Here is a 22,079-nt window from a genome sequence, read left to right on the forward strand (position 1 = left end):
CCCCCCCCCGCGGTGGCCGGGCCTGACGGCCCGACCCCCCCGGGGGTTTCCTATTATAAGCCATTGCGCCACCCCACCTTCGTTGTGCTACGCGGCTTTTTCCACCTTTGTTGTGCTACGTCCCTCTGACCTTCCTTGTGCTACACGCTTTTCCCCTGCTTCGTTGTGCTACGTCGTTCTCACCTTCGTTGTGCTACGTCCTGAAAGCGCAAGCGTTGCGCTATGCGCGATTGCGGGGCATCAGGATCGCGATCATGGCGCGCTAATGTCGTCCATTCTGGAACCGCATTTTACTGCGCTCAGGGCGAGGCAACGGCCAAAATGTATCCCATTAGCGTGGTGGCTTCCGCAAAAAAGTGGTACCGTCCACGGCTGCTGCACGTTCACATGACATGCATTCAGAGGAGCCGATGAGCGGAATACCAAAGGACGTGATTGAGTCGCTCCGTGACGATTTGGCCCGCCTACCCGAAGCGGCGGCCACGACCTTCAGCGTGCGCGCCGCCGTCACGGAATTGCGGGCCGAGATCGAGGCCGCGCGTCGCAAAGGGTATCCCCTTGAGGACATCCTCGGCCTTCTGGCGAAAAAAAATGCCGCGTTCGCCAGCGTGTCGCTCAAGACGTTCCGGCGCTATCTCACCGAGGCGGGCAAGGGCAAGCCGGCGGCATCCCAGCCGCGTCCACCGCGCGGTGGGGCAGCGTCCTCCGGAGCGACCCGCCGCCGCGCCACTGCTACCGACGCGCCTGCGTCATCTCAGACGGCCTCCGTTGGCGCTGCCCCGTCGCCGCAACATTCCAGTGACCATCCAGCAACGCCCCGCCATGCGGGCCTCCGGGAGGATATGTGATGTCCAAGCGTTTCGTCCTTGTCGTGTCCGACAAAGGGGGCACGGGCAAGTCCACGTGGGCGCGCGGTTATGCCGATTGGCTGCGCCGTGGAACGTCCACTGCCTATCTCGCCGACGCTGACGGCACCGTCGGCCAGCTCCTCCAGTTCTATGGCACCCGCGATGCAGACGGCGCTCTCGACCAGAAGCAGGACGGTCTGTCCGGTGTCGCGTACTTCTCCATCCAGAATGAGCGCGAGCGGGATTGCGCCTTCGACGCGCTCGACAGTGGCGCCGACCGTGTCCTGATCGACCTCCCGGCCGGCGCGATCTTGCCGCTCAGCGAGTTCAACAACGCGGTCGGGCTGTTTGATCACGCACGTCGCCAGGGCTACGCCGTGACCATCGTCAACGTCATCACCCCGATGCTCGCCAGCGGTCGCACCGTGGGTCTCGTTCTGGATCGCTTCGAGAAGATCGATGGCGTCTCGTTCGTGGTCGTCAAGAATCGCCTTTTCGGTCCCGAGGACGACGACTTCGAGCGCTACGATGGGTCCAAGGGTCGGGGCCGCCTGAAGGAACGGGGTGGCGTCGAGATCGATCTCCCGGCCATGCGCATGCGTACCTACTCCCTGGTCGACGAAATGAACCTGCGCTTCTCCGACGCGACGAAGGACTCGCGTCTCAAAACCGTGGACCGTTCCGTCGTGCACCGGTGGCTGGAGCGCTTCGACGCCGAGGTCCAAAAAGCGGCTGCCGTGCTGTAACGCCCCGTCCGCGAGGTCATGCGCATGGCTGTCTCCGCTGTATCCTCTCTTGATGACGTTCTGCACGGCGCGGACGCCCCCACCGTCCGCGCCGTGCAGCAGGCGATTCTGGACCGGGGCGGGTCGCTGAGCGATCCCGCCTGGGTGCCATTTGCCGCATCCCTCCGCGTCAAGATTGAGACGCAAAGCCTTGTCCCCGACGCGGTCGCCAGCGTCATCGACCGCACCTCTTCCGAAGCCATCGGGCGCTTCACCTCCGTGTTGAACACGCAGGCGGCGAAAGCTCTCCGCGACGTGGCGCACGCGGCATCGCAGGCGTCCCCCGCAGCGCGCTCCTACCGTCGCCTTCTGGTGATCGGCGTTGTGATTGGCGGCGTCGCTGCGCTGTCCGTGTTTGGTGCTGGCCTGTGGATCGGCCGTTCCCTCGCGGCCCCGCTCGCCGTCGCGCCGGGCTCCCTCACGCCATCCACCGGTAGCGCAAGGGACGTGCGTGACGATGACCAGACGCGTGCCGTGACACAGTGGGCCATCGGTCTCGGCGCTATCGACCCGTTGGTCCGCGCGCGTGTCGATCGGCTGCTCTCCGGGGCCGCGCAAAGCACCGAGGACCTCGCCCTTATGGAATGGGCGCTCACCCCGGCCGGACGGTACGCGCGCCGCTTCGTGTCCGCGAACGAGTACCTGATGCGCGGCGAGTGCCCGTCGTCTGACACCGAACGGCGCAACGGGCGTCGCACCTGTGTGGTGTGGTATGTCGATCCGCGATCCCCGTGAGCCGCCGCCGGCCGCGCTCGGCTGTCTCTCCCTGTTCGGGCTCTCCGCGTCCTGGCAGGTTCCCTTTCTCATGCCCACTGGCTGGGATGACCTGTCGCACATCGTGGGCGATGTTCGGTCCGAATTCGTTCCCGGTGAGATGTGCCTGTTCAGCGGCACGCTGCACGCGGAGCCACGGCTGACGCGCGACGGCCGTGGCGCCAAGCTGGTGGGCGAGCTGCGCGACGCGCATCGCCGCACCGTCCCGTTCACAGCGCTACGCAGCTGCGAATGGCTGCGCGAGCAGCTGTGCAACCGTGTCGGCGGCGAGGTCGTGCTCCACGGTCGCGTCGTCGCGCTGGATCGTGAGTTGGGCCTGTTTGACGTGGAGATGCCCGAGGACGCTTGGCTCGGCAGCCTGCGGCCACGCTACCCCTTTGCTCCGGGCGTGGTGGCGGAGCACGCGGTTCGAACGCGGATGGTGGACCTTCTCAGCATGGCCATTCCGGCGTCCGTGGCCTGGGTCAATAGCGAACTGCGGTGGGCCTGCGGCGACCAACTCCGGTTCATTGACCGGGAGAGTATGGTCGATGTTCTGTGGAACGCGCACCTGCCCGCCGAGGCGGGGCAAGGCGCCGCGGCACAGGCCGTGGTCGAGGATATGCTGGTGGCGTGGGAGGCGGCGGTGCGCGCCGGGCACCTGCCGAAGCCGCCGGAGCCGCGTCCCGACGTGGACGCGGCGTTGCGCCGGCGCTATGCGACCTTGGGCGGCCGCGACGAGCGGGACGAGCGCCGCCGCGGCCGTTGGATGTTCGCGCGGATCGTGTCGGCGTCGCCACGGTTAAGCGTGGTGGGGGCGTGATAGCAGAGCGGACAGCGGTCGAGTGTCCGCGCCGCGACCTGTACGAAATAGGAGCCGCACGAGCACTGCGCGAGGCTGACCGGCTGCCCGGGGCTGCGGTAGTCCGCCAGGATCTTGTGCACCTCGTTGATCGTGAGGGGCTTGCCCGGCATCCGGCATTCGGCCCGCGTCAGGAGGTAGGCATCGTAGCTCTGCAGCCACGCTTCGCGGTTGATGGTGCGGGTGGCGCTTGGGCCGGCCCGCAGGAGATACTCCAGCAGCGCGATCGTCGCCTCGATCAGCTCCTGCTTGCGGTCGACGATGGTCGCGCTTTGCCGGGTCGGCCCCGCGGTCGGGGATTCCCCGGTCGCCTCCTTGATGTACGCACGGACCCTGCCAGCGGGCAGGCCCGTGTATTTGCAGATGAGGGCCGTGGAGACCCGGCGGCGGGCCATGTCGAGGGCGATGTTGGCAAGCTCGACGTCGTTCATCTGCACGAGGTGTCGGGATTCCACAGCAGTCACCCTCCCCTGATCAGACGCGGATGGTCGCGGGATGCGGCCCAGTCCCGAGCGAGGTGACCGCCCCCGACAAGGTGTGCATGACCGCCCTCACGCGGATGAATTCCACGTCGCCGCCGTCGAGCAGCTGCAGCATGTACTGGGTGGGGCGCAGCCGAACGCGCCCGGCAATGGCGTCTGACGTCAGGGCCTCGTAGCACAGGGAGGCGATCGTCTCAGCGCCTTGCGCGGAGAGTTGTCCCCTGGTCATCGCAGCGGTGATCTCAGCGCGGGCCAGACGCTGCAGGATGACGAGGCCGAGGATGGCATGGCCTGCGTGCCACATGGTGTCCGCGAGCGGGTCGGCCGCGGTCGCGCCGGTGTCCGCCAGGTCGGTCCGGATCGTCCCGGTGTACGGCGCCATCCAATCCGCGCTCCAGCCTTCCAGAAGCGCCTGTTCGACCGCTTCATTCCGCAGCCGCTCCACAGGGTATGGCCGCATCATCATCATGTAGCCGCTCACGAAGCGAACATAGTCGGCGTCCGGCATGGCGGCCAGGGTCTCCGCGATCGCGAGCGGGGCCTGAAAGCCGAGGGCCGCCGCGTGCGGATTGCGTTGCGCGGCCTCGCGGAACCGTCCGACGACCGCGTGATTGAAATCGAACGCATCGAAATCAGGAATCATCGAGGCTGCCTCCCCAGAGGTTCGGCCGTGCGAAGACGGCGCCAGATGGCGATCACCTCCCGGCCATATGCGCGCGCGCGCTGTGAGTCATAACAGTGGTAGTGGCCGATCCCCAGCTCGAGATCGTTGGGCGCGGTGGCGACCGCTTCCGCTAGGATCGTCGCCGCCACAGTGATGTTGGTGTAGGGATCGAGCAGATCCTCGGGGCGTTCAACGCGGTGCCCGTGCCAGTGGTAGTTCACCTGCATCAGCCCGATGTCGGTCGCGCGCAGGCTTGACGGATCCATGGAGCGCAGCACGCGGCGGGCGGCCTCAGCGTCGGCCGGGTATTTCGGCCCTTCGGGGCCGCGCAAGGCCCAGGGGTGCGGGCGGAACGCCTCTTCGCCCGGGTAGTACCGCCGGCTCTCGACGAGCGCGATGGCGTACAGCAGCGCCGGATCAAGGCCGTGCTGGCGGGCCACCTGTTCCCATGCGGTGCCTGCCAGCCGGCTGGCTGGGGTTTTCCGTTCCTGGAAGGCGGCCGCCGAGCACGACCAAGCGAGGATCGTCGCGGCGGCCGTGGTCAGCAGCGCCTTCCGCGTGAGTGATCGAGCAGCAGCCCGTGATGCCATGCCTGTCACCTCCGTGCGTGTCAATCCGCTCTACCCGGATGGATAGAATACCGGCTGGACCGGCTTGCCGGATTGGGTAAGCCGAGCGGTCGGTATGCTCCATTTTTTTATCTGAAAAGTCCACTAAAAATCGCGTTATGGTTGCATATTCGGTTATGCCGCTTTCCGTCTTGCGTGTGTGATGTATGGCTCTAAGTGTCTGTTTTTACGGAGATGACGGGCAGAGCGTGCTGTTTGGTATGGTGCATGATCGGTGAACGGTGCTGGTCCGTTAAGGACAGGGGTGGGGGTAGGTGTCCATCATTGATTGCGTGCGCAATCACTTGGGGGCGAGAGCGACGTTCGCTGGGGCGCGGCAGGTCTGTGCCGCCCCCGAGGGAGGCGGACTGACCAGGAACGATGGAAAGCTGGGAGGGAGGGCCGGCCAGGGATAATGAACAGCGCCGGGATCACTGCCCGCCATCTGCGGGTCAGCGGTGGTCCTCGACGATAGTGTATGGGCGTTGCAAGTCTGTTACGGGGCACCGGGCAACAAGTGTCGCACCAAAAACAAAACCCGCGGCGACCGTACTACACGGCAACCGCGGGCGTACCCTCGCAGATTCTGCTTAGCGACCTCGGCGCCTCTCGAACACCTCGACGCTGAGCCGGTTGGCGATGCGGTCCGGATCGTCGATGAACGGCCCGTAAACGACAACACCTTCGGAAACAAAGCTGCGGCCCTTCCGGTGCCCGGGCTGAACTACACTGTCGGCCGGGTTGCCCATCAACCACGTGTAGAACTTCACGAGGGCGCCCACGATAAAGGCCAGCACAATCAGTCCCTCCATCTTCGCCTCCATCGCGTTCCCGCTGTTGCCATCCCATTAAGTTCCACAGCGGGCTCGAGGCGCAAGATAAATTAACGCTCCCACCAAGCGTTTAAATCCGGGACGCGAAGCCCCGGACTGGTGTCCACAAAGGATGGCGATTCACCTAAACTTGCCTCCCGTCGACGCCGCCGCCGGCGCAGTTGTCGGCGCACTCCTGATCGGCGGGTATGCCGGCGCGGCAGGTCGAGGGTTAGCCTTTGTGGGTTGTAGAGGTGGAAAAGGAGGCTTCGCTGTCATCTGTGGCGACGCGGATCCGTTTGGCGGCAGCGGCGAAGGAGGTGGAGTTCCTTCGGCTGTGGCCGCATTGGGAGGCGCACCGCTCCCCACCGATCCGATTGGCATGGTTGAAGGGTGGGTGCTGGAAGGTTTGTCGCGGCCTTCCAGAGAAGGCCGCGACACGTCGTCGCCGCGACTGTCTGACGTGTTTGCGAAAGCTTCCCTATTCCTTTCACTCCCGCTCAGATGACTGGGCGCCGTCGTGTCGTTAGCCGCTACAGTCGGCGATGACGGCACTCTATTTGGCTTCTCAGGCACAGCGCTAGCCTCTCCTACCAGTCTTCCGGCCACCGGGGTTCTGTCGGTATGTTTGGTCGCATTGGCCGCAGTCTCGGCCCCTGGCAGTGAGACGGTATAGGCTGGCACCTCCGGCTGCTCCGAGAACGCCGATGGCCCCAAGTAGGTGTGCTTGCCGATGACGGTGCGCACATGGTCTTTCCGGCTGGCCGCAAAGTCCGTTCCGCGGGCAGCCGCAACGTCTCGGTTCAGGAAATAGGTCGATCCACGTGTGGGATCGCTCATTCTGCCGGACGCAATATCCTCGAGTACAGAGGCCGCCAATCTGCGGTCAGACTCGCTTCCGCGGGGCAAGTTGCGCCAATCACCTCCGGCTGCCCCCACCGGCTCAAACTGCTTATCTTCCTCGACGATATCTTGGGCCGACCATTTCCCGTCGGCGCCTACGGGGCGTGCCGCGAGCCGATTCAGAACAGTGTAAGCGACGCCCGCCATGCCGTTGCGCCCTTCTCCCCCTGCTTCGGCCAGCATCAGCCGGACGAGCGCCTCGTGGTCGTTCTTGTCCAAGGCGATCCGTTGCGGACTGGCCTGTTCCCTATTCCCGCCGTGGCCGCTACGTCCCTGTGGGGTATTCGCATGCGCACCGGCCGAGACGGCTTCCGGGCCATGCCCCGGCAGATCGGGGCGCGAAACCCCGCGAGCAGCATAGTTTTTGTTCAGTGCATCGTCGGCACGGTTGTACTGCCCGACGATCTCAAGATTGGGCTCCTTCCAAAAGGGATTGTCGGGAGATATAAACCCTGCTTTCCTGGCCGCAGTGTTGAGCGCGTAAACCACGGCTTTGTCACCGATCTTAGCCTGAAGCTCTTTGAGGCGGGTGTTATAGCTTGCTTGGGCTCCTTCGTATCCTAGCCGTGTCCCGTCTGCGCCGACGCTCTTTAGCGCGAAATACTCAGCCTGGTCTGGCGTCAGGCCGTGTTGCAAGCCAAGTGCTGCCTGCTTTTCTAGGGCTGCTTCCCGCTCCTGTCCCTTCAGCGGGGTGGGGAGAAAATCGCTGCCCGCCTCTCGGGGGCCCTGGATTTCCAACAGCCGTTGACGCGCATCATCCCGTTGCCGTAGGAGGATGGAGCGTGCCGCTTCCGCACGTTTCTGGCCCTGCCCGTTCACGACAGGGTCGTAGTTGTCCTCGGCCGCTTGCGCCGTTCCTCTTGCGATCCTGTTGTCAACGGATTGCATGCGCTGCTTATGGTCGCCTTCGACAGAAAACCGGCTACCAGGCGCATAACTTCCCTGTTTGGCATCAAGGACCATGGAGGAAAGCGCAGAGTCGATGCCTCGGTTGAAAATTCCCTTGTTGGCACCAGCGTTCCCATATTCGGCACGGCGAGCTGCCGGATTGCCGCCGTAAAGCTGTCCCAGGAACGCGAGTCCTTCGGCCTTCTGGCCTTCGCTCATGGTAGCGTAATTCGTGTTTTCCCCTGTGATCGTCTGGAGAGCGGCGTAAGTCCACTGTTGCTCTTTGTTAAGACCCAGCTTGGCCCCCCAATAGCTGCCAAACCTATCGAAGAGCTTATTGACCGCTGGGCGCAGGCCCATGTTGTCCACGTAATTGGTGATGGCGTTGCGCGTAGGCGCATGTGCCGTGCCAAGGTTGACCGCTGTGTGTTTCGACAGCGTGAGCTGCTCGCCGGCTCGCACGGCGGACGTGGCCGTCTCCGTGAAGGCATCCTCTTTGGAAATCGCCTCCTGGGCCGCGTGTTGGAACGTCTGTTGGTCGGTGACGTCTTTTCCTGACTGGGAGGTGAAATCCTTCCCCCCGGCCACGTCGGATCGCCATTGCTTCATAAAGCTGGCGCTGAACTGCTCGTCGCCGGATACGCGCTCGTGAATGGCTCGGGCGAACTCCAGCGTTTTGGACTTCTGATCCGCTGTTTGCCCAGTGTTGGAGTTTTTGATCTCGCCTACAGCCGCCGCAAAGGGAACTTTGGCTGCGGCCTGTCCGCCAAGGCTATGGGTGAGCGCTTTTGTCTGTGCCTCGCTGAGACCAAGCTGCCCTTTGTAAGCGTCAACGATATCGTGAACTTTGCTCATGAGCATCGACGACGACTGACCGGTACCGATTGTACCGCTGTCCGACACGCTTTCCGACAGGCGACCGCTTGTGGCAGACCGAATGTACCCTGAGAGATTGTTCGCGTAGGTGTTGCTGAACGCCTCCTGCGCGGAGGACGCCTCGCGGTGAGCGCTGGAAATATCGGCTCCCTTTGTGTCCGCAAACATATAATCGCCCATGACCTGCGGTGCGCCGGCGAGGCTATGCCCCCCCACCGCATTGCCCTTCTGCATCGCCTCGCGCGCCAGCATCGGCACCGATGACATCGTATCCGGCGCCACCTTCTTCTCATCGACGAAATCGCCGCCCTGCATCCGGCTGACGAAGCTCGTGGCGGTCACCGCAGAGCCGTAGACCAGCATCAGGGCGAGCCCCGGCGTCGAGGCGGCCAACATCTGACCGGTCGCCAGATACTGTTGAATGAGTTTGTCGCCGCCTTCGAGTCCGGCGAGCGAAAGAAGAGTGATCTTCGAACTGGCGCCGGCGAAGGCCGCCATTTTGGCCTGCACCGTCATCATGATGTAGAGGTTGCAGATGGCGAGGATCGGATACCAGAGCTGGATCCAGAACAGCAGCAGCAGGTAGCGCCCGGCCAAGCTGATGCCGAACGGCCCCATCACGATGATTAACGCCATGAACGGCGTGACGCTGAACACGAACCCTTCGATGAAGGTGATCATCGGCCGGATGGTGCGCGTGAACAGGTCGGCTTCGGCCTCCCACTGCGCGTTCCGCTGCCTGACCGCATCGTTGATGGTGATCGCGTACGGGTGCTCCTGATCGACGCTCGCCTCCCCTGCCCAAGCCCTGTGGTACAGCGGCTCCAGCGTCGAGGCGATGATGTAGTCCTTGGCCGTGATGCTGGAGAACCCGAGATCGGCCAGGGCATTGTTCACCCGGTCTTCCGCGTGCGCTCCGTCGGCGGCGGGATCGGTCGTGCGCATCTGGAGTGCCGGCGCGATCGAATAGGGAAGCAGGTCCGTGTAAAACTGCCCGGTCGTGTATTGGACCAACGTGTTGTAGGCGGTCGGGCACGGCACCAGTTTGTCGCCGTCGATCGTGATCGAGGTGTATTTCTCAGGGTTCGTGTACTGGAGCGCGGCGATCAGGCTGTCCGCGGTTTGGATCGCGGCGTGAGACATGGTCCCGCCGCTTGCCGTCGGCCAACCGGTTTTGATGCCGTGGATCGTACATTCCATGATGTAGTTGATCCACGACTGCTCCAGGTTATACCTCCCGGCTTTGCTGGCGTCGTTGGCGTAGCCGTAGCCGATGCTGTCCCAGGTGACCTTCCGAACGCTTTTCAGGGTTTCGAGCGCGGACGCGAAGCCGTTCCGCGTGACGGAAGGCAGGGAAAATGCGGTCTCGAAAAGATCGGTCGTGCCGTATCCAAGCTGGCTGATGGTGGAGCCGATGGCCGCCACCCCGATCGGCACGTTTGCGACAACGCGCACCTGGCCGGTGTATCCGTCCTCGATGGTGACGGTGGTCGCCGGGCCGTACATCGTCATGAAGACGAGCCAGCTCACGAAGATCGCGCCGATGTTGACGCCGCGGCCCCCCTGCGCCATCCCCTGCAGCACGACGAGGAGCATGCCGACCAGCATGCCGATCCGGGCCATGACGGAGAACTCGCCGGTGCCGGTGATCATGGCGACGGCGTTCAGCACCCGCTCCATGTAGGCGGCGTCGCCGATGGAATAGATCGACCACATGGCTGTTTTTCCTCACCGGCCGGGGCGTAGCGTCGATGCGTAGAAGTTTTTCGGCAGGACCTGCAGCACCGCCTGATACGAGCGGAACTGCTCGGCCTCAGACCCGATCTCGGCCTGGAACTGGCTGTACTCGGCCATCATGTTGGTCCGCGCCGTTCGAATGCGGTCGGTCTGGCTCTTCATGTCGGGATGGTTGACGACGACCGACGCGGCTTCGGCGCTGCGCAGCAACTCATCGATGATGGAGATCGCGAGGTGGGCCGCGATGTGCGGCGCGACGGAGTTTGCCACCGTTTCCGACGAACCGGGGCTGAGGGCGTTGAGGCGGATCAGCGCGCCTCCGAGCGGGCTCAACCCAAGGATCCGGTTCTCCTGCTCCGTCGGAGCGCCGCCATCCTGGCGGTTGACCTTGTAGAGCACGCCCTTGCTGTTCGCCCCGCCGATGAGCGCCTCACGGACCATGCTTTCGAAGCCGGTGATCGTCACAGGGGTGGGGCCGGTGGGGTTTAGGCACCCGTCCTCGCTCTTTGTATCGCAGTGGTAGATCTTGATGGTGCCGCCCTTGACCAGATCGCGGATCGTCACCCGCGAGCCGGGGAACTCGACGGTCTTGAACGTTTTTCCTTTGCCGTCCGGAGCGGCGGCCAGTTCATCCTGCACGATGACCGTCCCAGTGATGTTCATAATCACCTCGTTCAGACTGTCGTTCCCGCCGGGGAACCAACCCGCCGTGCCGGACTGCACCAGGGCACGCCACATCAGGTTCCCGGCGAGCTTGCGCCGGAATTCGTCGGGGTTGCCTTCTTTCGCCTTCTCCTGCGGACTTTTCGTGTTGTCGAAGAACGCGTTGAAGACGCCCTGAGCGGCGCCGGTGGTCTGCGCGATCAGCCCACCCTCCTTGACTTTGCCCTCTTCGACGGCGCTGCGGAGGTCGGTGACCAGCCCCTTCGCCAGCTGGCAGCTGTTGGCGCCGAGTTGGTTCAGCGCTTGAATTTTTTTCTGCAACGTCTCCATGGTTTGCTGGCACGACGGGCAGATCGCGCCAAGCGCCATGTTGAAGGCGTAGCCGGAGGCGTTGGCGGCCACCGCGCGCAGGAGATGCACGAACTGGTCCGCCGAAATGAAGGAGAAACTGCCCATGAACATATCGATGCCGCCGCAGCCCGCCTGAAAACTCGGCGGGACGACGCTGACCAACTGCTCGTTCATGATGCGGTTGCGGAGGTTGACGGACCCGCCCGCGATCCCGCCGCGCCGCTGCGTTTCGAAGACGGTGGGCGGGGTGACGTTGCTCAACCCGTTGAACATCATGTTCATCTGGTTTTGCAGGTCCGCCTTGGCGGGAGGTGTCCCGGTCAGGAGGGCTGCCAGCAGGCCGCCGGCGAGCAACAGGGCCTTGCGCATGGCTATCTCCGAATCTTTTCGCGCAGGTACCCGATGAGGCGCTGCGGGTCGTTGGCGATGGAGGCGTCGTCCGGGGGCTCAACAGAAGTGATCGTCGCCGTGGTGGCGAGCGGTCGCGTCGTGGCGAAGGACTCTTCACTGATCCAGCCGGCGCGTGTTGCCGCTACCAAAATGCGTTTTCGCAAATCGTCGTAGGCGACGACCCCTTGCGCCAGCGGCTGGACGCCATCCGGCGGGTGGACCAAGTATAGCGCGGGCACCATATCGACACCCAGCATCGCGGCCTGCCCGGTGTCGCGGACGTAGTTCGGGTAGGCGTTTTCAGGAAGCGGCAGGCCATCGACAGCGATCGCCATCACCTTGAGGTTGGTGAGCCGCTCCAGTGCCTTCAGGACCTGGACCTGAAGGTGGCAGTACGGGCAGTCTGACCGATAGAAGAACCATAGGCCGGACGTCGCCGCGAGGTCGGCCAGCTGGCGATCGGCGTTGTCGCCCGACTGCTTGTTCACCTGGTTCGCGGCGAACGACGCGATGGGGCGCCGGTTGTTCTCGTCGAGAACCTTGTCACCGGTGACAACGCGCTCGGCCATGTCCGAGAACGCGTTCGATTTGTCCATGGCGACCCGTTGCATCAGGTAATACAGCTCGACATTTTCCCGCGTGGGGCTGTCGATCGCCTTTTCCAGCTGTTGGGGCAGCTTTTCCCGCAGCCAGGCCGCGCTGAACATCGGCGGTTCCGGCTTGGCGTCCGGCACTGGGGCTGCCGGTGGCGGCGCGGCTTCGGGAGGCGGCGTTTCGGCGGGCGGCGGCGGAGCCTCCTCCTCGGGTTCCGGCTCGGGTTCCGGATCCTGCTTGTACCAGAACCAGCCTTCCTCATGCCGGTCGATGAACCGGTCCCCTTCGACCTGATGGGTGTAGAAGGACGCGCCGCCGGCGAGAACCGGCGGCGCGCCGAGGATGCACAGCGCGAGGGCCGTGCCAGGGAGGAAGCGCCGTCTCATGGCGGCATGATGCCAGAACCAGCATTTGGGAATCCCGGCGTTCAGGTTCGCTCAGCGGCAACCTTTCTCCGGGAAAAACGCCTCACGCGGCCTTGCCGTCCTCCCGGCGCTCAGGCTGGCCCTCGCCGCCGGCTTCGGGCGGACGCTGAGCGCGCCGCAACGGCGGGAAGGGTGGCGGGTCCGGCTGCTCGGCCGCGAGCCACTCCCAGCATGGGGCGTCCGGGAACAGGTCCGGGTAGATCGCCCGTTTCTTCTCCCGACGCGCCAGGTAACCCGCGTCGTCCCGGCCGTAAACCTCCATCGGCACGATCTGCGCGTCCGTGTCGTAGAGCAGGAAGTCGGGGAACACGACGTCTTCGGCCGCGTCGAAGCGCATGGGCTTTTCGAAGTAGCGCTCCTCCGAGAATAGCTGTTCGGCGATGCGCCGCTCATAGGACGACGAGAACGGGATGAAGGTGCGTGTGGTGAGCATCATCCCCATGCTGATCACCTCGCCGAGCATGCCGTCCTCGGTCCGGCGCGGCTCGACCAGGAAGATCCCGATGGCGCGGGCCGACGGCTGGACGTTCGGGCGCCGGTTCTGCAGCTCGGCGGTGACATCCGGGAACCGCGTCAGGAAGCGCGCCAGCGGCTTGGGCTCCATGATGAGCCGCATCCCGTAGGCCCGGTCGTCGTAGAGCGCGATGGTCGTCGTGTCGAACCCCTGCACCAAGGCGCGGACCTCGCCGATCACCACCAGGCGGGCGATGGTCTTTTGCGTGTCGCGCACCGCGAGCGCCGGCCCGATGACGTTCCACGCCTTATCGACGGCCTTGGCGCGGTACTCGTCGGACCGGTCCGGCTGCACGACCACCAGCGCCGAACTCAGGGACGTGCGGCCGGCGCGCACGCGTTCGGCCGCCTTGGCGATGTGAAAGCCGACCACGGACCAGTACCGCTTGCCAGCCATGTTCGGGTGCCACCGGTTGATCCCGGCCTCCGTCCACAGCAGCTGGAGCAGTCCAAGCTCGGTCATCGCCGTCTGACTGGCCCCTCGGGTCGCCCCCTCATCCTCCGTCTCGGACTTTTCCGGCTCCTCTGGCTCGGTGTCCTCCTTGGGTTTGCTCGGTTTGGCGGTGAGACCGATCTTGAGCCGGATCTTCTTGGATCCATCGTTGCCCTCCACGACGACGCCTTTGCTGTAACCGGCGAGGCCGGACAGTTCGGCGGGGGTGGCGAAAAACGCACAGTCCGGGCTGTGTTCCAGGCCGCTCTTGGGGTACCGGGCGAGCCGGTACTCTTCGCCGTGGCGGGCGACATACAGCTTCTTGGCACCTCGCCCCGGGCAGAGGCAGGTGGCGTGAGTGTCAGGTGGACCCTCATGAACCTTCCGCAGCGCGTCCCGGAACGCGGCCGGAGAGTCCCGCCGTTTCTGCGGACTGATCTTCGTCCCGTCCGGGAATTCAACCCAGTATTGCCCTTCCATTGGCGTCGCCCCAGCTGATCGTAAACCGACCGAGTGTACCGGTGATGGCGCGACGGAATCTCGCCCTCCAGATGACCGCTGGCGCGATCTTCTTCGGGCAATTCCGCACCAAGTCGTGGAGCAAGGCAAGACATCGCGCGAGATGAAACGCCGAATGGCTTGCGCCTTTTCTCCGTCGCCCTGGGTTGTGGCGTTTGTCATTGATTGGTTGCGCGGCGATTCTCAGTGTATTATCTAGGTCGGACCATTTTCTGTCTTGTGGCCCGCCCGATGAACGTCAGCATCGATCTGGGGACGACGACCACAGGCTCGCCCGCGACGGTCGATCTCGAAGAATTACTGGCGACCCGCCTTCTGGTGCAGGGCAACTCCGGCTCCGGCAAATCGCACCTGCTGCGCCGCCTGATCGAGCAGAGCGCCCGCTGGGTGCAGCAGGCGGTCATCGACCCGGAAGGCGACTTCGTCACGCTGGCCGAACGCTTCGGCCACATCGTCGTGGACGCCGACGAGCATACCGAGGCCGCGTTGCAGAGCGTCGCCGCCCGCGTGCGCCAGCACCGCGTCTCCGTCGTGCTGAACCTGGAAGGGCTGGACGCGGAGATGCAGATGCGTCACGCCGCCGCCTTCCTGGGCGGACTGTTCGACGCCGACCGCGATTACTGGTACCCGATGCTGGTGGTGGTGGACGAAGCGCAGCTCTTCGCGCCCTCGGCCGCCGGCGAGGTGTCGGACGAGGCGCGCAAGGTCTCGCTGGGCGCCATGACCAACCTGATGTGCCGTGGCCGCAAGCGCGGGCTGGCCGGGGTGATCGCGACGCAGCGCCTCGCCAAGCTCGCCAAGAACGTGGCGGCGGAGGCGTCGAACTTCCTGATGGGCCGCACCTTCCTGGACATCGACATGGCCCGCGCCGCCGACCTGCTGGGCATGGAGCGCCGCACGGCGGAGATGTTCCGCGACCTGGAGCGCGGGCATTTCATCGCGCTCGGCCCGGCCCTGTCGCGCCGTCCCCTCCCCTTGCGCATCGGCGCGGTGGAGACGAAAGGCCGGGGCGGCACGCCGAAGCTGATGCCGCTGCCGGACACCCCGCTGGAGGACGCGCGCGATCTGATCTTCAAACCCGGCGAACCGGAACCGCCGCGCTCCCCGGCACGCCGCCCGTCCACCGCAGCCAGTGCGGGCCTGTTGGCGCAGATTGCCCGCCCGCAGCCAGCCGAGGCACAAGTCGCCGCCACGCCAGCACCGATGCCGACGGACCTCTTCGCTCATCTCGAACCCCCGGAAAAGGCCGCTGAGCGGCAGGCCGTCTACGACGCCGTGCTGCGCGAGGTGCTGGCCGATCCGGAGGCGCCCTACCGCTCCATCGCCGTGCTGTATCAGGACTTCCTGGTCCGTTGCCGGAACCGCGAGGTGCAGGGCGACGCGCTGGAGTTGCCCGCCTTCCGCCGCAAGCTGGCTGCCGCCCGCGCCGGGGTGGGCCCGGACGCCGGAGAGAACCCCGCGTGGGCAAAGGCCACCGAGGTTGCCGCCACGCTGCCGGTCGACCTTCAGGACGTCTTTCTGCTGCTGGCCCGCGCTGCGCTGGACCATCTCCCCTGCCCGTCCGACACCGAGGTGGCGCAGGCCTGCGGCAGCCACTCGCGCGGCCGGGCGCGGCACCTGTTGGCCTACATGGAGCAGCGCGGTTTCATCGCCACGCGCAGCGGCTTGGGCAACATGCGCAGCATCACCCTGCCCGCCCTTGGCTGGGACACTGCGTTCGGCGACCCGGCGGCCGGAAGCAACTGACCCTGTACAGAACGGACATTCCGTTCGCGCAAACGAAAAAGGCCCCGACCATCGCTGGTCGGGGCTTTTGTGCTTGTGCTGGCGCGCGCGCTTGCCGATCAGGCTCCGACCACCGGCCCCAGAGGGTGCCCGGCCTTCGCCTCGATGGCGGCGAGCGCCGCGGTCCAGTCCTTGAACCCGCCGAGACCGGCGCCCTCGAACGTCACCGACAAGGTGTCGTTGTACCGGGTCACGCTGCCGATCTCGTGGCCGTTTCGTTCCAGACGGGCGCCGAACAGCGCCGGCTGCATCACGACCCGGTCCTTCGGCGGTGGCTCCTTGGCCAGCCGCATCGCCTTGTCGTGGGTGATCAGCTGCACCGTGCCGTCAACGCGCACCGGCAACGCCGTGGTCGCCTCCGTCACGGTGATCAGGGCCACCACAGCCTGCGGGTATTCCGCAAGATGGTGGGTGACCCAGATGGGATTCTGGCCCGCCCCGATCGGGAACATGATCGTTCCGTAGTTGCGCAGCAGCCAGAGCCAGCGTTCACCAGGCTTGAAGCTGCGGATCTTGCGACGGTCATGGACCAGAAAATCCCGCTTGTAGGCCGCCAGCAGGTGAGGGTGCGCATCCTTGATGGCTTCGAGCTTGCGATAAAGCTTGGTCATCATCGTCTCCAGTGTGACGAAGGGCGCACTCCTCCCCTGCGGGGCGGACGTGCGCCCCATCGGGGGAAGGTGTTTGTGAGCGCCTTGGTCAGCAGCTGAAGGCTTTCATAACCTTCGCGGTGACGGTCTCGCGGAGGCGGTCCAGCGCGGCCTTCCGCCGCTCAACCGCCGCCGGGCTGTTGTACTTGGCCGCCGAAACCTTGCCGGTGGCGAGGATTCCCGACTGCCACTCCATCATCGCCAGGAACTCATCGAGGAACGCCAGCGCCGCCGAAGCGGACAGGCGGTGGACCACCGTTTCGGGCATGGCATCCAGCCCCAGGCGTGTCGGCTGCGCGGCGATGATCCGCGGACTCATCACGATCAGATCGATGTCGCCGCTCGCGGGCACACCGGCCACTTCGAGCGTTTGTTGGTCGCAGTGATCATCCATGACGTACCCCTGGCTAGGTGTTGAGGTTGATGAGGTAGATCAGCTTCCCGTTCGCCGGCTTGCGGCGCTGCTGGGCCTGTAGGATATCGAGGTCTTCGGGCGTCAGCTGTTGTTCGATCTCCGGGAGGCCCCGCCGGCGTGACGGCGCCACTCGGAAGGCGCGGCGGATTTCGTCGTCCACGATGGACGGCGGTTCCCCACGGTCGCTGTACCAGCGGGCGTTCGACAACGCTTGCCGACGGATGCGCTCCCGCGGCGTCAGTTCGCTGTACGCTTTCATGATGCGGTTCCTCTGCTAAGCGCCGATCGGCGCGATCCCGGCCAGGGATGCGCTGATTGGCGGTCAAATTGCGGGCGCCCCTCCGACGGTGCCGGCCGGCGTTTGTTTCAGGCCCGGCGCAGCTCACGCCCCGGACGGGTCAGTTGCCGAAGCGATCCCCAGTGGCCGAGCGCGAAGGCTGCGGCCGCGTCGAGGGCTTCGGGGTGGTCGGGCGTGGGGCGTGGCGCCTCGCCCTCGCGCCGGGGCATGCTTCTCGACAAGGTCTGTTGCTTCTGCATTCGTTGCTCTCCGCAGACGTTGGCGCGCCAGTACAGGCGGCGTGGGCGGAAAAGAGGAAAGGCTCCGGCCGAAGCCGGTGCCGATCAGGCCGCTCGGGCAACCGGGATGTCCGGTGCCAAATCGTCCCCATCCCAAAAGTCATCGACCCCAGTGTCGTCGCCGGACAGGATGTCTCCCGCCAGCTGCGCCACCCAGGCCTCGTTCACGTCGTTGTGCTCCAGCTCTCCGGCCGCGACGAGCGCACGCAGGCGCTCGCGGGCGAGGTTTTCCGCCCAGGCCCAGGATCCTTCCGCCGGCGGCCGTTCGACCGCTGGCAGGAAGAGGCTGTCCTGGAAGGTGGCGCCGGCCTGCTTCAGCCGCTCCACCTGTCGCGTGGCCCACGTCTCCATGATGTCCGCCACGAAGGCGTTCGACTTGGAGAACGACGGGTCGGCCTCCCGCAAGCGGTTGGCCGCCTGCCGGGCGACGACGCCGTAGGCTTGGGAGTCCACCGACGCGATCCGGTGCTCAAGGCCGCGCACGGCATGAGCCCCGTCGCTTTTCAGGCCGAAGAGGTGCAGGCGCACCCCTGGCGGTAGTTGGCGATCAAGAATGGACACGACGCTCACGATGCCGTTTGGGCCGTGTACGCTTCTTCGACACATTGACCCGACCCCCAGCGTCCGAGATGCATCGATCCACGGCATCTTCTCGGCGCAGGCCAAGTAGTCCTCAGGCGTATGGCCCTGAATTACCGGCATAAACCGATCAATGATGCCAAGGTCGATGGCCCGCCGACGACACTCGACATTGAGGTTCACGGTCCCAGCGATGCGATCGCGGACGGCTGTGGCATCAGCCGCGACTTCCGGTTCCACGCAGAGGTCCATAGAAGAGAACCTTTCCCAAGGGAAGGCCGCCGCCAACGCCATATAGTCGTCTACGGTCCATGGATATCCCCGGTATTTCGCCATCGCCACGAACCCTGCACTATCCAGGTAGCAGCGCAGGCCGTGCGCATTCTTCAACAGACGGCAGTCAAATCCATCCCACCGTCTGTGCCGGGTGTTCTCGCAGAACTCTTCCCATTCTTCAGGCGTTTTGCGCGCCTTCAGATCGGGGCGGTTTGGCTCGCCTGCCACGGTGGTGTACCGTGACAGGCTGTTGGCCGAGATCATGACGGGAAGGTCAAGCGCCCGAGCCTTGTCCAGGAGCGCGCGGGCCGACAGGCCCGGCAGTCCCAGGATGAACTCGACCGTCATGGCGCACCCGCCGGCGCACGACGCCCCAACGCCTTGTCGAGGGTGTCGCGGGCCGCCGTCTCGCACATGGTCGACGCCGCCGTGCGGGCTTTTGCGTCACCACCGGGATCGTGGAGATGGCGGAAGTTCACAGTGACGCGGGTTTGCGTCACGATCATCTTCAGCCGCTCGATGGCGGCTCGTTCGTCCGCCCGGTTGTCGCGCAGCTCAAGCCGCCCGGACAGAACATCGATGGCATGCTCAGACGAAGTCTGGATCAGAATGACCGCCCCCGGTACGGGCATCACCAGCCGCAACGCCGCCGTAACGCCCGCCACGACCGCCTCCACCGCCGCGTGATCCGCAGTGTGGAGATGATCGCTGAGCATCCCGCCGGCTTTGTGGGCCTTGCCCATGAACCGGATCCAGGCGTGCCACGCCCCGATCCGCTTCTCCGGGTCGAACGCCCGTTCGACGAACACCGTCATCGTCGGCCGCCGGCTGCCCGCTGTGACCGCGCTCCGCCTGCCGACCGCGGTTGGCGGAACGGCTGGCGGAGACGGCTGCGGACGGACGTCGGCCGAAGGCTCCGCAGGGCCAAGGAACGGCGTCTTCTTTTCCGGTTCGGATTTGACCGGCGCCCCGGCAACCGCGTCCAGGGCGTATTCGATCAGTTCCACTTCGTCGGTTTTCGCGTCGCGCAGGCCCGGCTTGAAGCGCCGCAACCCAACGATAACGCCGACAATCAGCAGCCAAGCAACGAACTTGGCGTCGATCAAATCGATCATGGCGATCTCCTTCGCCACCGCCCTCCGGGAGGGCGGCGGCGCTGAAAGGATTTTGGGGAAATCGAGGACCGGGGCGCAGAACGCGCCGAAGGGACCGCTCCTTGCGGAACGGTCCCCGGTCCCCTGTTCGGTGCGCCAAAACGGCGCGAACCAGACCGGTCAGGCGATGTGCGCAAGGCGCAGCATCTTGCCGGTGTCGGGGAGTTGAACCGGTGGCGGCGGCACGTAGGCGCGGATGTTGCGCCGAAGCGCTTCCAGCGACGTTGCGTGCAACGTCTCGACCACCGGACACGAACCCTTGCCGGCCAGCTCGGGCATGCCGAGCGCGACCAGTTCCCTGACCGCCCGTGCGTAGGGGATCAGGTTCATGCGGTACGCAAAGACGATTGCAAAGGCCCGGGCCTTCGGGCTTTCGTCGCGATTGCTGTCCATGGCTGAATCCTCTCCATGCAGGCACACGCCGCCCCCTCGGGGGCAACGCGTGCCCCCGATCGGGGTTGGTGGGTGTGCTGCCGGCGAAGAACGGTCAGCGGTGGCGAAGGTACGGGGAACAGAGCGCAACGACGCGCCGGCACATTGCCAGGTTCATGAACCCGATGTGGCAGAGCGAGTGGTCGATCCCCAGTTGCTCGGCAAGCCAGCGGTAGCCGGCCTGACGCGCCGCCTGATAGTGACGGCGCTTGCCGCCCATCAGCCACGCCTTCCGTTTCCAGAGGCGATCGAAGGCTTGGTGCGCGGCCATCTTGGCTTGCCGCAGATCGCGGTCGGCGACGCGACCCAGCGCCTTGCAGGTGCCGGGATGGCAGCCGACCCAGCCGCATCCCAAAGGGCAGCGGTGGACCGGGCCATAGTCCGTGCCGTAGATCACGGCGCTGTTTCTCAGCAACTCCGTCGGCATGCCGCAGTACGAGCAGAGCAGTCGGCCGTGCTCGTCGCGCGGCGGCTTGGCGGCCTCCGGCTGTTCCGCGGTTCCGGTGGCAGCCATCGGTCAAGCTGCGGACTTTTGCGGCAGGCGCAGGGTATGCACCCGGAGCCTGCATTTCCCGCGCTCCAGCCACGCCTGCGCGAAGTCCGGATCGAGCACGAAGCCGTTACCGCCGTCCGATCCGGACCCGGTAACGCCGTACCCCGTCCAGCTTGAACAGGAATGGTCGTAGAACGCGGAGATGCCGTCCAATTCGAACTGCATCAGGTCGCCAGCTTCCGCGGTGCCGCCAGTCAGGACCGGCAGGTTCCGCCGGATCAGATCGGTGAACTTGGCCTCGACGGAACCCTGCCGGAACAGGACATCGGCGGCCCGGTGGGTCGGCGAAATCTCCCACTCCACGATCTCGCTGACCTGGATGGAAGTGTCGCCGGTAAACCCGTGAGCGCGCAGCCACTGGCGGCCCGTCAGTTCAGCGCAGAACGCGCGCATCGGACCGCCGATCGCCGCGTAGTCGAACACGACCATCGCGGCGACCGCGCCCATGATGTTCAGCTTCTTCATCAACGCTCTCCTCAAGTGATGGGGACGGAGCGCGCCCCCATCGGGGAGCGCTCCCCGTCGGGTTGGTTGTCGTTTTCGGTTCAGATGGCCGGCGCCGTCGCCGGGTACACGAGGTTCGCGCTCGCGCCGACGGGCGGGAGCGCCCGATGGCGGAAGTGGTGCTGCCAGCTGCCATCCGGCTGCTGGTGCGTGCCCATGTACTGCCACTCTTCGGCGCCGTCGGGGCTCAGGCACCGAACATCGCCGAACTCCGCCTTTAAGGCGCCCCAGGCTTCTTGCCACGCGGCCGAACCGCGTTGTGCGAAGAAGCCGGGGAGGTCCGCCAGAGTGTCGAGCGGCAGCAAAGCGCTGCCCGTCTCGCCCCGGCTTTTCGAAGCATCATGCTTCGGCGCGAGTCCAGCCGCCTTCAGGACGGTGGTCAGCGCCATGGCGATCAACTTTTTCATTGATTTTCTCCCACGTAACTAGGAACGGAGGGCGCTCGTGCGAGCGCGTCTCCCGGTCCAGTATGGTTGAATTGATGCACGGATCCGTGTTCGGAGCCGACCCGGCGGTCAGGCCGCCGTCAGCTCCGCCACCGCGAGGGTGTCGGGTACGCATCCCTTGTGGAGCACGAGATAGCCCGCGTCCGAGAGGTCGCGGACCAGATCGTGCAGCGCCTGGTCGGCGCAGTTCTCGGCGATCCACGATCCCCGCCTGGGGTTCATCGCGAACCCATGGCGCCGGAACAGCCGAGCAAGCTTTTCGAGAATGGCGTCCGACACCACCGGACTGACGGTGGCGCGGAACGCCTTCGCCCGGTAGATCCCGCCGTAATTCTCGTCACGCCAGGTTACGGTGAGCGTGAGGTGTTGCTTCTCGCGCATCGCGCTTCTCCTCTTGGAGTTACGGTGCGCCCCCAGCCGGGGGAGCGCACCCGGTGGGGTTCGTTTGGGGGCAGCGTGGGACGCTGCGTGTCAGTGCGCCGGCGACAGAGCCGCGACCACGCGGTCGATCAGCGCCGCCGCGGCGTCAACGGCGGCCCGGTTGTCCGGGCCGTCGTAGCCGGGCGACATGCGGGCAAGATCGATCGTCTTCATGGTTTTTGT

25 protein-coding genes are annotated in these 22,079 nt (G+C 65.4%); 5 read left to right on the forward strand and 20 right to left on the reverse strand.

What is annotated here, in order from left to right; all coding sequences use genetic code 11:
- The first annotated feature begins 410 nt into the window (after window positions 1-410).
- The 4 genes from ACSVC7_RS16980 to ACSVC7_RS16995 are packed head-to-tail and all read left to right on the forward strand — an operon-like array spanning window position 411 to window position 3,209.
- Window positions 411-848 carry a hypothetical protein gene (locus ACSVC7_RS16980; RefSeq protein WP_448205377.1) on the forward strand — a complete coding sequence of 146 codons (438 nt, stop codon included), beginning with the start codon at window positions 411-413 and terminating at the stop codon, window positions 846-848.
- Entirely contained in the window at window positions 848-1,594 is a 747-nt protein-coding gene (locus ACSVC7_RS16985; RefSeq protein WP_448205378.1) for a P-loop NTPase family protein, read from the forward strand. The genes ACSVC7_RS16980 and ACSVC7_RS16985 overlap by 1 nt, the downstream gene beginning before the upstream one ends.
- A 24-nt stretch (window positions 1,595-1,618) precedes the next feature.
- On the forward strand, window positions 1,619-2,368 hold the full coding sequence (locus ACSVC7_RS16990; RefSeq protein ID WP_448205379.1) for a hypothetical protein: 750 nt from the start codon (window positions 1,619-1,621) through the stop codon (window positions 2,366-2,368).
- Window positions 2,346-3,209, forward strand: coding sequence for a hypothetical protein (locus ACSVC7_RS16995; protein ID WP_448205380.1), 864 nt, complete (start codon window positions 2,346-2,348; stop codon window positions 3,207-3,209). Before ACSVC7_RS16990 ends, ACSVC7_RS16995 begins: the two co-directional genes overlap by 23 nt.
- Here ACSVC7_RS16995 and ACSVC7_RS17000 read toward each other — a convergent pair.
- The 8 genes from ACSVC7_RS17000 to ACSVC7_RS17035 form a co-directional block, all read right to left on the reverse strand.
- A complete protein-coding gene (locus tag ACSVC7_RS17000) occupies window positions 3,101-3,679 on the reverse strand; it encodes a hypothetical protein (protein WP_448205381.1) in 579 nt (192 codons plus the stop codon). The genes ACSVC7_RS16995 and ACSVC7_RS17000 overlap by 109 nt on opposite strands.
- A gap of 43 nt (window positions 3,680-3,722) precedes the next feature.
- Window positions 3,723-4,373, reverse strand: a complete 651-nt coding sequence (locus ACSVC7_RS17005) for a hypothetical protein (RefSeq protein ID WP_448205382.1) — start codon at window positions 4,371-4,373, stop codon at window positions 3,723-3,725.
- Entirely contained in the window at window positions 4,370-4,984 is a 615-nt protein-coding gene (locus tag ACSVC7_RS17010; protein WP_448205383.1) for a lytic transglycosylase domain-containing protein, read from the reverse strand. The genes ACSVC7_RS17005 and ACSVC7_RS17010 overlap by 4 nt, the downstream gene beginning before the upstream one ends.
- A gap of 608 nt (window positions 4,985-5,592) precedes the next feature.
- On the reverse strand, window positions 5,593-5,814 hold the full coding sequence (locus ACSVC7_RS17015; RefSeq protein WP_448205384.1) for a hypothetical protein: 222 nt from the start codon (window positions 5,812-5,814) through the stop codon (window positions 5,593-5,595).
- 141 nt (window positions 5,815-5,955) lie between these two features.
- Complete coding sequence (locus tag ACSVC7_RS17020; RefSeq protein WP_448205385.1) at window positions 5,956-10,197, reverse strand: conjugal transfer protein TraG N-terminal domain-containing protein; 4,242 nt, start codon at window positions 10,195-10,197, stop codon at window positions 5,956-5,958.
- A 12-nt stretch (window positions 10,198-10,209) separates the two neighbouring features.
- Window positions 10,210-11,601 (reverse strand): conjugal transfer protein TraH, encoded by a 1,392-nt coding sequence (locus ACSVC7_RS17025; protein WP_448205386.1) that lies wholly within the window; start codon window positions 11,599-11,601, stop codon window positions 10,210-10,212.
- A 2-nt stretch (window positions 11,602-11,603) separates the two neighbouring features.
- Window positions 11,604-12,602, reverse strand: coding sequence for a conjugal transfer protein TraF (gene traF / locus ACSVC7_RS17030; RefSeq protein ID WP_448205387.1), 999 nt, complete (start codon window positions 12,600-12,602; stop codon window positions 11,604-11,606).
- Window positions 12,603-12,684: 82 nt separating this feature from the next.
- Window positions 12,685-14,067: a DUF1173 family protein gene (locus tag ACSVC7_RS17035; RefSeq protein ID WP_448205388.1), complete on the reverse strand. Its 1,383-nt coding sequence runs from the start codon at window positions 14,065-14,067 to the stop codon at window positions 12,685-12,687.
- 270 nt (window positions 14,068-14,337) lie between these two features.
- Here ACSVC7_RS17035 and ACSVC7_RS17040 point away from each other — a divergent pair, with 270 nt between their 5' ends.
- Window positions 14,338-15,852, forward strand: a complete 1,515-nt coding sequence (locus ACSVC7_RS17040; RefSeq protein WP_448205389.1) for an ATP-binding protein — start codon at window positions 14,338-14,340, stop codon at window positions 15,850-15,852.
- Between the two features lie 98 nt (window positions 15,853-15,950).
- Here the strand turns inward: ACSVC7_RS17040 and ACSVC7_RS17045 are convergent, their stop codons facing one another.
- The 12 genes from ACSVC7_RS17045 to ACSVC7_RS17100 all read right to left on the reverse strand — a co-directional run bounded on the left by ACSVC7_RS17045 (window position 15,951) and on the right by ACSVC7_RS17100 (window position 22,070).
- A complete protein-coding gene (locus ACSVC7_RS17045) occupies window positions 15,951-16,502 on the reverse strand; it encodes a hypothetical protein (RefSeq protein WP_448205390.1) in 552 nt (183 codons plus the stop codon).
- A gap of 88 nt (window positions 16,503-16,590) precedes the next feature.
- Window positions 16,591-16,935: a hypothetical protein gene (locus tag ACSVC7_RS17050; RefSeq protein ID WP_448205391.1), complete on the reverse strand. Its 345-nt coding sequence runs from the start codon at window positions 16,933-16,935 to the stop codon at window positions 16,591-16,593.
- Between the two features lie 13 nt (window positions 16,936-16,948).
- The gene (locus ACSVC7_RS17055; RefSeq protein ID WP_448205392.1) at window positions 16,949-17,215 is read right to left on the reverse strand and encodes a hypothetical protein; all 267 of its coding nucleotides are present in this window, start codon (window positions 17,213-17,215) and stop codon (window positions 16,949-16,951) included.
- Window positions 17,216-17,322: 107 nt separating this feature from the next.
- Window positions 17,323-17,493 carry a hypothetical protein gene (locus ACSVC7_RS17060; protein ID WP_448205393.1) on the reverse strand — a complete coding sequence of 57 codons (171 nt, stop codon included), beginning with the start codon at window positions 17,491-17,493 and terminating at the stop codon, window positions 17,323-17,325.
- 84 nt (window positions 17,494-17,577) lie between these two features.
- The gene (locus ACSVC7_RS17065) at window positions 17,578-18,735 is read right to left on the reverse strand and encodes a deazapurine DNA modification protein DpdA family protein (RefSeq protein ID WP_448205394.1); all 1,158 of its coding nucleotides are present in this window, start codon (window positions 18,733-18,735) and stop codon (window positions 17,578-17,580) included.
- Complete coding sequence (locus ACSVC7_RS17070) at window positions 18,732-19,502, reverse strand: hypothetical protein (protein WP_448205395.1); 771 nt, start codon at window positions 19,500-19,502, stop codon at window positions 18,732-18,734. Before ACSVC7_RS17070 ends, ACSVC7_RS17065 begins: the two co-directional genes overlap by 4 nt.
- Window positions 19,503-19,661: 159 nt before the next feature.
- On the reverse strand, window positions 19,662-19,934 hold the full coding sequence (locus ACSVC7_RS17075) for a hypothetical protein (RefSeq protein WP_448205396.1): 273 nt from the start codon (window positions 19,932-19,934) through the stop codon (window positions 19,662-19,664).
- 94 nt (window positions 19,935-20,028) lie between these two features.
- Window positions 20,029-20,487, reverse strand: coding sequence for a zinc-finger-containing protein (locus ACSVC7_RS17080; protein ID WP_448205397.1), 459 nt, complete (start codon window positions 20,485-20,487; stop codon window positions 20,029-20,031).
- Window positions 20,488-20,490: 3 nt separating this feature from the next.
- Entirely contained in the window at window positions 20,491-20,991 is a 501-nt protein-coding gene (locus ACSVC7_RS17085) for a hypothetical protein (protein ID WP_448205398.1), read from the reverse strand.
- Window positions 20,992-21,071: 80 nt separating this feature from the next.
- A complete protein-coding gene (locus tag ACSVC7_RS17090; protein ID WP_448205399.1) occupies window positions 21,072-21,437 on the reverse strand; it encodes a hypothetical protein in 366 nt (121 codons plus the stop codon).
- 108 nt (window positions 21,438-21,545) lie between these two features.
- The gene (locus ACSVC7_RS17095) at window positions 21,546-21,857 is read right to left on the reverse strand and encodes a hypothetical protein (protein WP_448205400.1); all 312 of its coding nucleotides are present in this window, start codon (window positions 21,855-21,857) and stop codon (window positions 21,546-21,548) included.
- Window positions 21,858-21,947: 90 nt separating this feature from the next.
- Complete coding sequence (locus tag ACSVC7_RS17100) at window positions 21,948-22,070, reverse strand: hypothetical protein (protein WP_448205401.1); 123 nt, start codon at window positions 22,068-22,070, stop codon at window positions 21,948-21,950.
- Between the last annotated feature and the right edge of the window lie 9 nt (window positions 22,071-22,079).

This window comes from Azospirillum mesophilum, from assembly GCF_053470405.2.

Bases quoted from the DNA above. Each gene is read 5' to 3' on its own strand.
- ACSVC7_RS16980 (WP_448205377.1), top strand. From the start codon at position 411: ATGAGCGGAATACCAAAGGACGTGATTGAGTCGCTCCGTGACGATTTG.
- ACSVC7_RS16985 (WP_448205378.1), top strand. From the start codon at position 848: ATGTCCAAGCGTTTCGTCCTTGTCGTGTCCGACAAAGGGGGCACGGGC.
- ACSVC7_RS16990 (WP_448205379.1), top strand. From the start codon at position 1,619: ATGGCTGTCTCCGCTGTATCCTCTCTTGATGACGTTCTGCACGGCGCG.
- ACSVC7_RS16995 (WP_448205380.1), top strand. From the start codon at position 2,346: ATGTCGATCCGCGATCCCCGTGAGCCGCCGCCGGCCGCGCTCGGCTGT.
- ACSVC7_RS17000 (WP_448205381.1), bottom strand. From the start codon at position 3,679: ATGAACGACGTCGAGCTTGCCAACATCGCCCTCGACATGGCCCGCCGC.
- ACSVC7_RS17005 (WP_448205382.1), bottom strand. From the start codon at position 4,373: ATGATTCCTGATTTCGATGCGTTCGATTTCAATCACGCGGTCGTCGGA.
- ACSVC7_RS17010 (WP_448205383.1), bottom strand. From the start codon at position 4,984: ATGGCATCACGGGCTGCTGCTCGATCACTCACGCGGAAGGCGCTGCTG.
- ACSVC7_RS17015 (WP_448205384.1), bottom strand. From the start codon at position 5,814: ATGGAGGGACTGATTGTGCTGGCCTTTATCGTGGGCGCCCTCGTGAAG.
- ACSVC7_RS17020 (WP_448205385.1), bottom strand. From the start codon at position 10,197: ATGTGGTCGATCTATTCCATCGGCGACGCCGCCTACATGGAGCGGGTG.
- ACSVC7_RS17025 (WP_448205386.1), bottom strand. From the start codon at position 11,601: ATGCGCAAGGCCCTGTTGCTCGCCGGCGGCCTGCTGGCAGCCCTCCTG.
- traF (WP_448205387.1), bottom strand. From the start codon at position 12,602: ATGAGACGGCGCTTCCTCCCTGGCACGGCCCTCGCGCTGTGCATCCTC.
- ACSVC7_RS17035 (WP_448205388.1), bottom strand. From the start codon at position 14,067: ATGGAAGGGCAATACTGGGTTGAATTCCCGGACGGGACGAAGATCAGT.
- ACSVC7_RS17040 (WP_448205389.1), top strand. From the start codon at position 14,338: ATGAACGTCAGCATCGATCTGGGGACGACGACCACAGGCTCGCCCGCG.
- ACSVC7_RS17045 (WP_448205390.1), bottom strand. From the start codon at position 16,502: ATGACCAAGCTTTATCGCAAGCTCGAAGCCATCAAGGATGCGCACCCT.
- ACSVC7_RS17050 (WP_448205391.1), bottom strand. From the start codon at position 16,935: ATGGATGATCACTGCGACCAACAAACGCTCGAAGTGGCCGGTGTGCCC.
- ACSVC7_RS17055 (WP_448205392.1), bottom strand. From the start codon at position 17,215: ATGAAAGCGTACAGCGAACTGACGCCGCGGGAGCGCATCCGTCGGCAA.
- ACSVC7_RS17060 (WP_448205393.1), bottom strand. From the start codon at position 17,493: ATGCAGAAGCAACAGACCTTGTCGAGAAGCATGCCCCGGCGCGAGGGC.
- ACSVC7_RS17065 (WP_448205394.1), bottom strand. From the start codon at position 18,735: ATGACGGTCGAGTTCATCCTGGGACTGCCGGGCCTGTCGGCCCGCGCG.
- ACSVC7_RS17070 (WP_448205395.1), bottom strand. From the start codon at position 19,502: ATGATCGATTTGATCGACGCCAAGTTCGTTGCTTGGCTGCTGATTGTC.
- ACSVC7_RS17075 (WP_448205396.1), bottom strand. From the start codon at position 19,934: ATGGACAGCAATCGCGACGAAAGCCCGAAGGCCCGGGCCTTTGCAATC.
- ACSVC7_RS17080 (WP_448205397.1), bottom strand. From the start codon at position 20,487: ATGGCTGCCACCGGAACCGCGGAACAGCCGGAGGCCGCCAAGCCGCCG.
- ACSVC7_RS17085 (WP_448205398.1), bottom strand. From the start codon at position 20,991: ATGAAGAAGCTGAACATCATGGGCGCGGTCGCCGCGATGGTCGTGTTC.
- ACSVC7_RS17090 (WP_448205399.1), bottom strand. From the start codon at position 21,437: ATGAAAAAGTTGATCGCCATGGCGCTGACCACCGTCCTGAAGGCGGCT.
- ACSVC7_RS17095 (WP_448205400.1), bottom strand. From the start codon at position 21,857: ATGCGCGAGAAGCAACACCTCACGCTCACCGTAACCTGGCGTGACGAG.
- ACSVC7_RS17100 (WP_448205401.1), bottom strand. From the start codon at position 22,070: ATGAAGACGATCGATCTTGCCCGCATGTCGCCCGGCTACGACGGCCCG.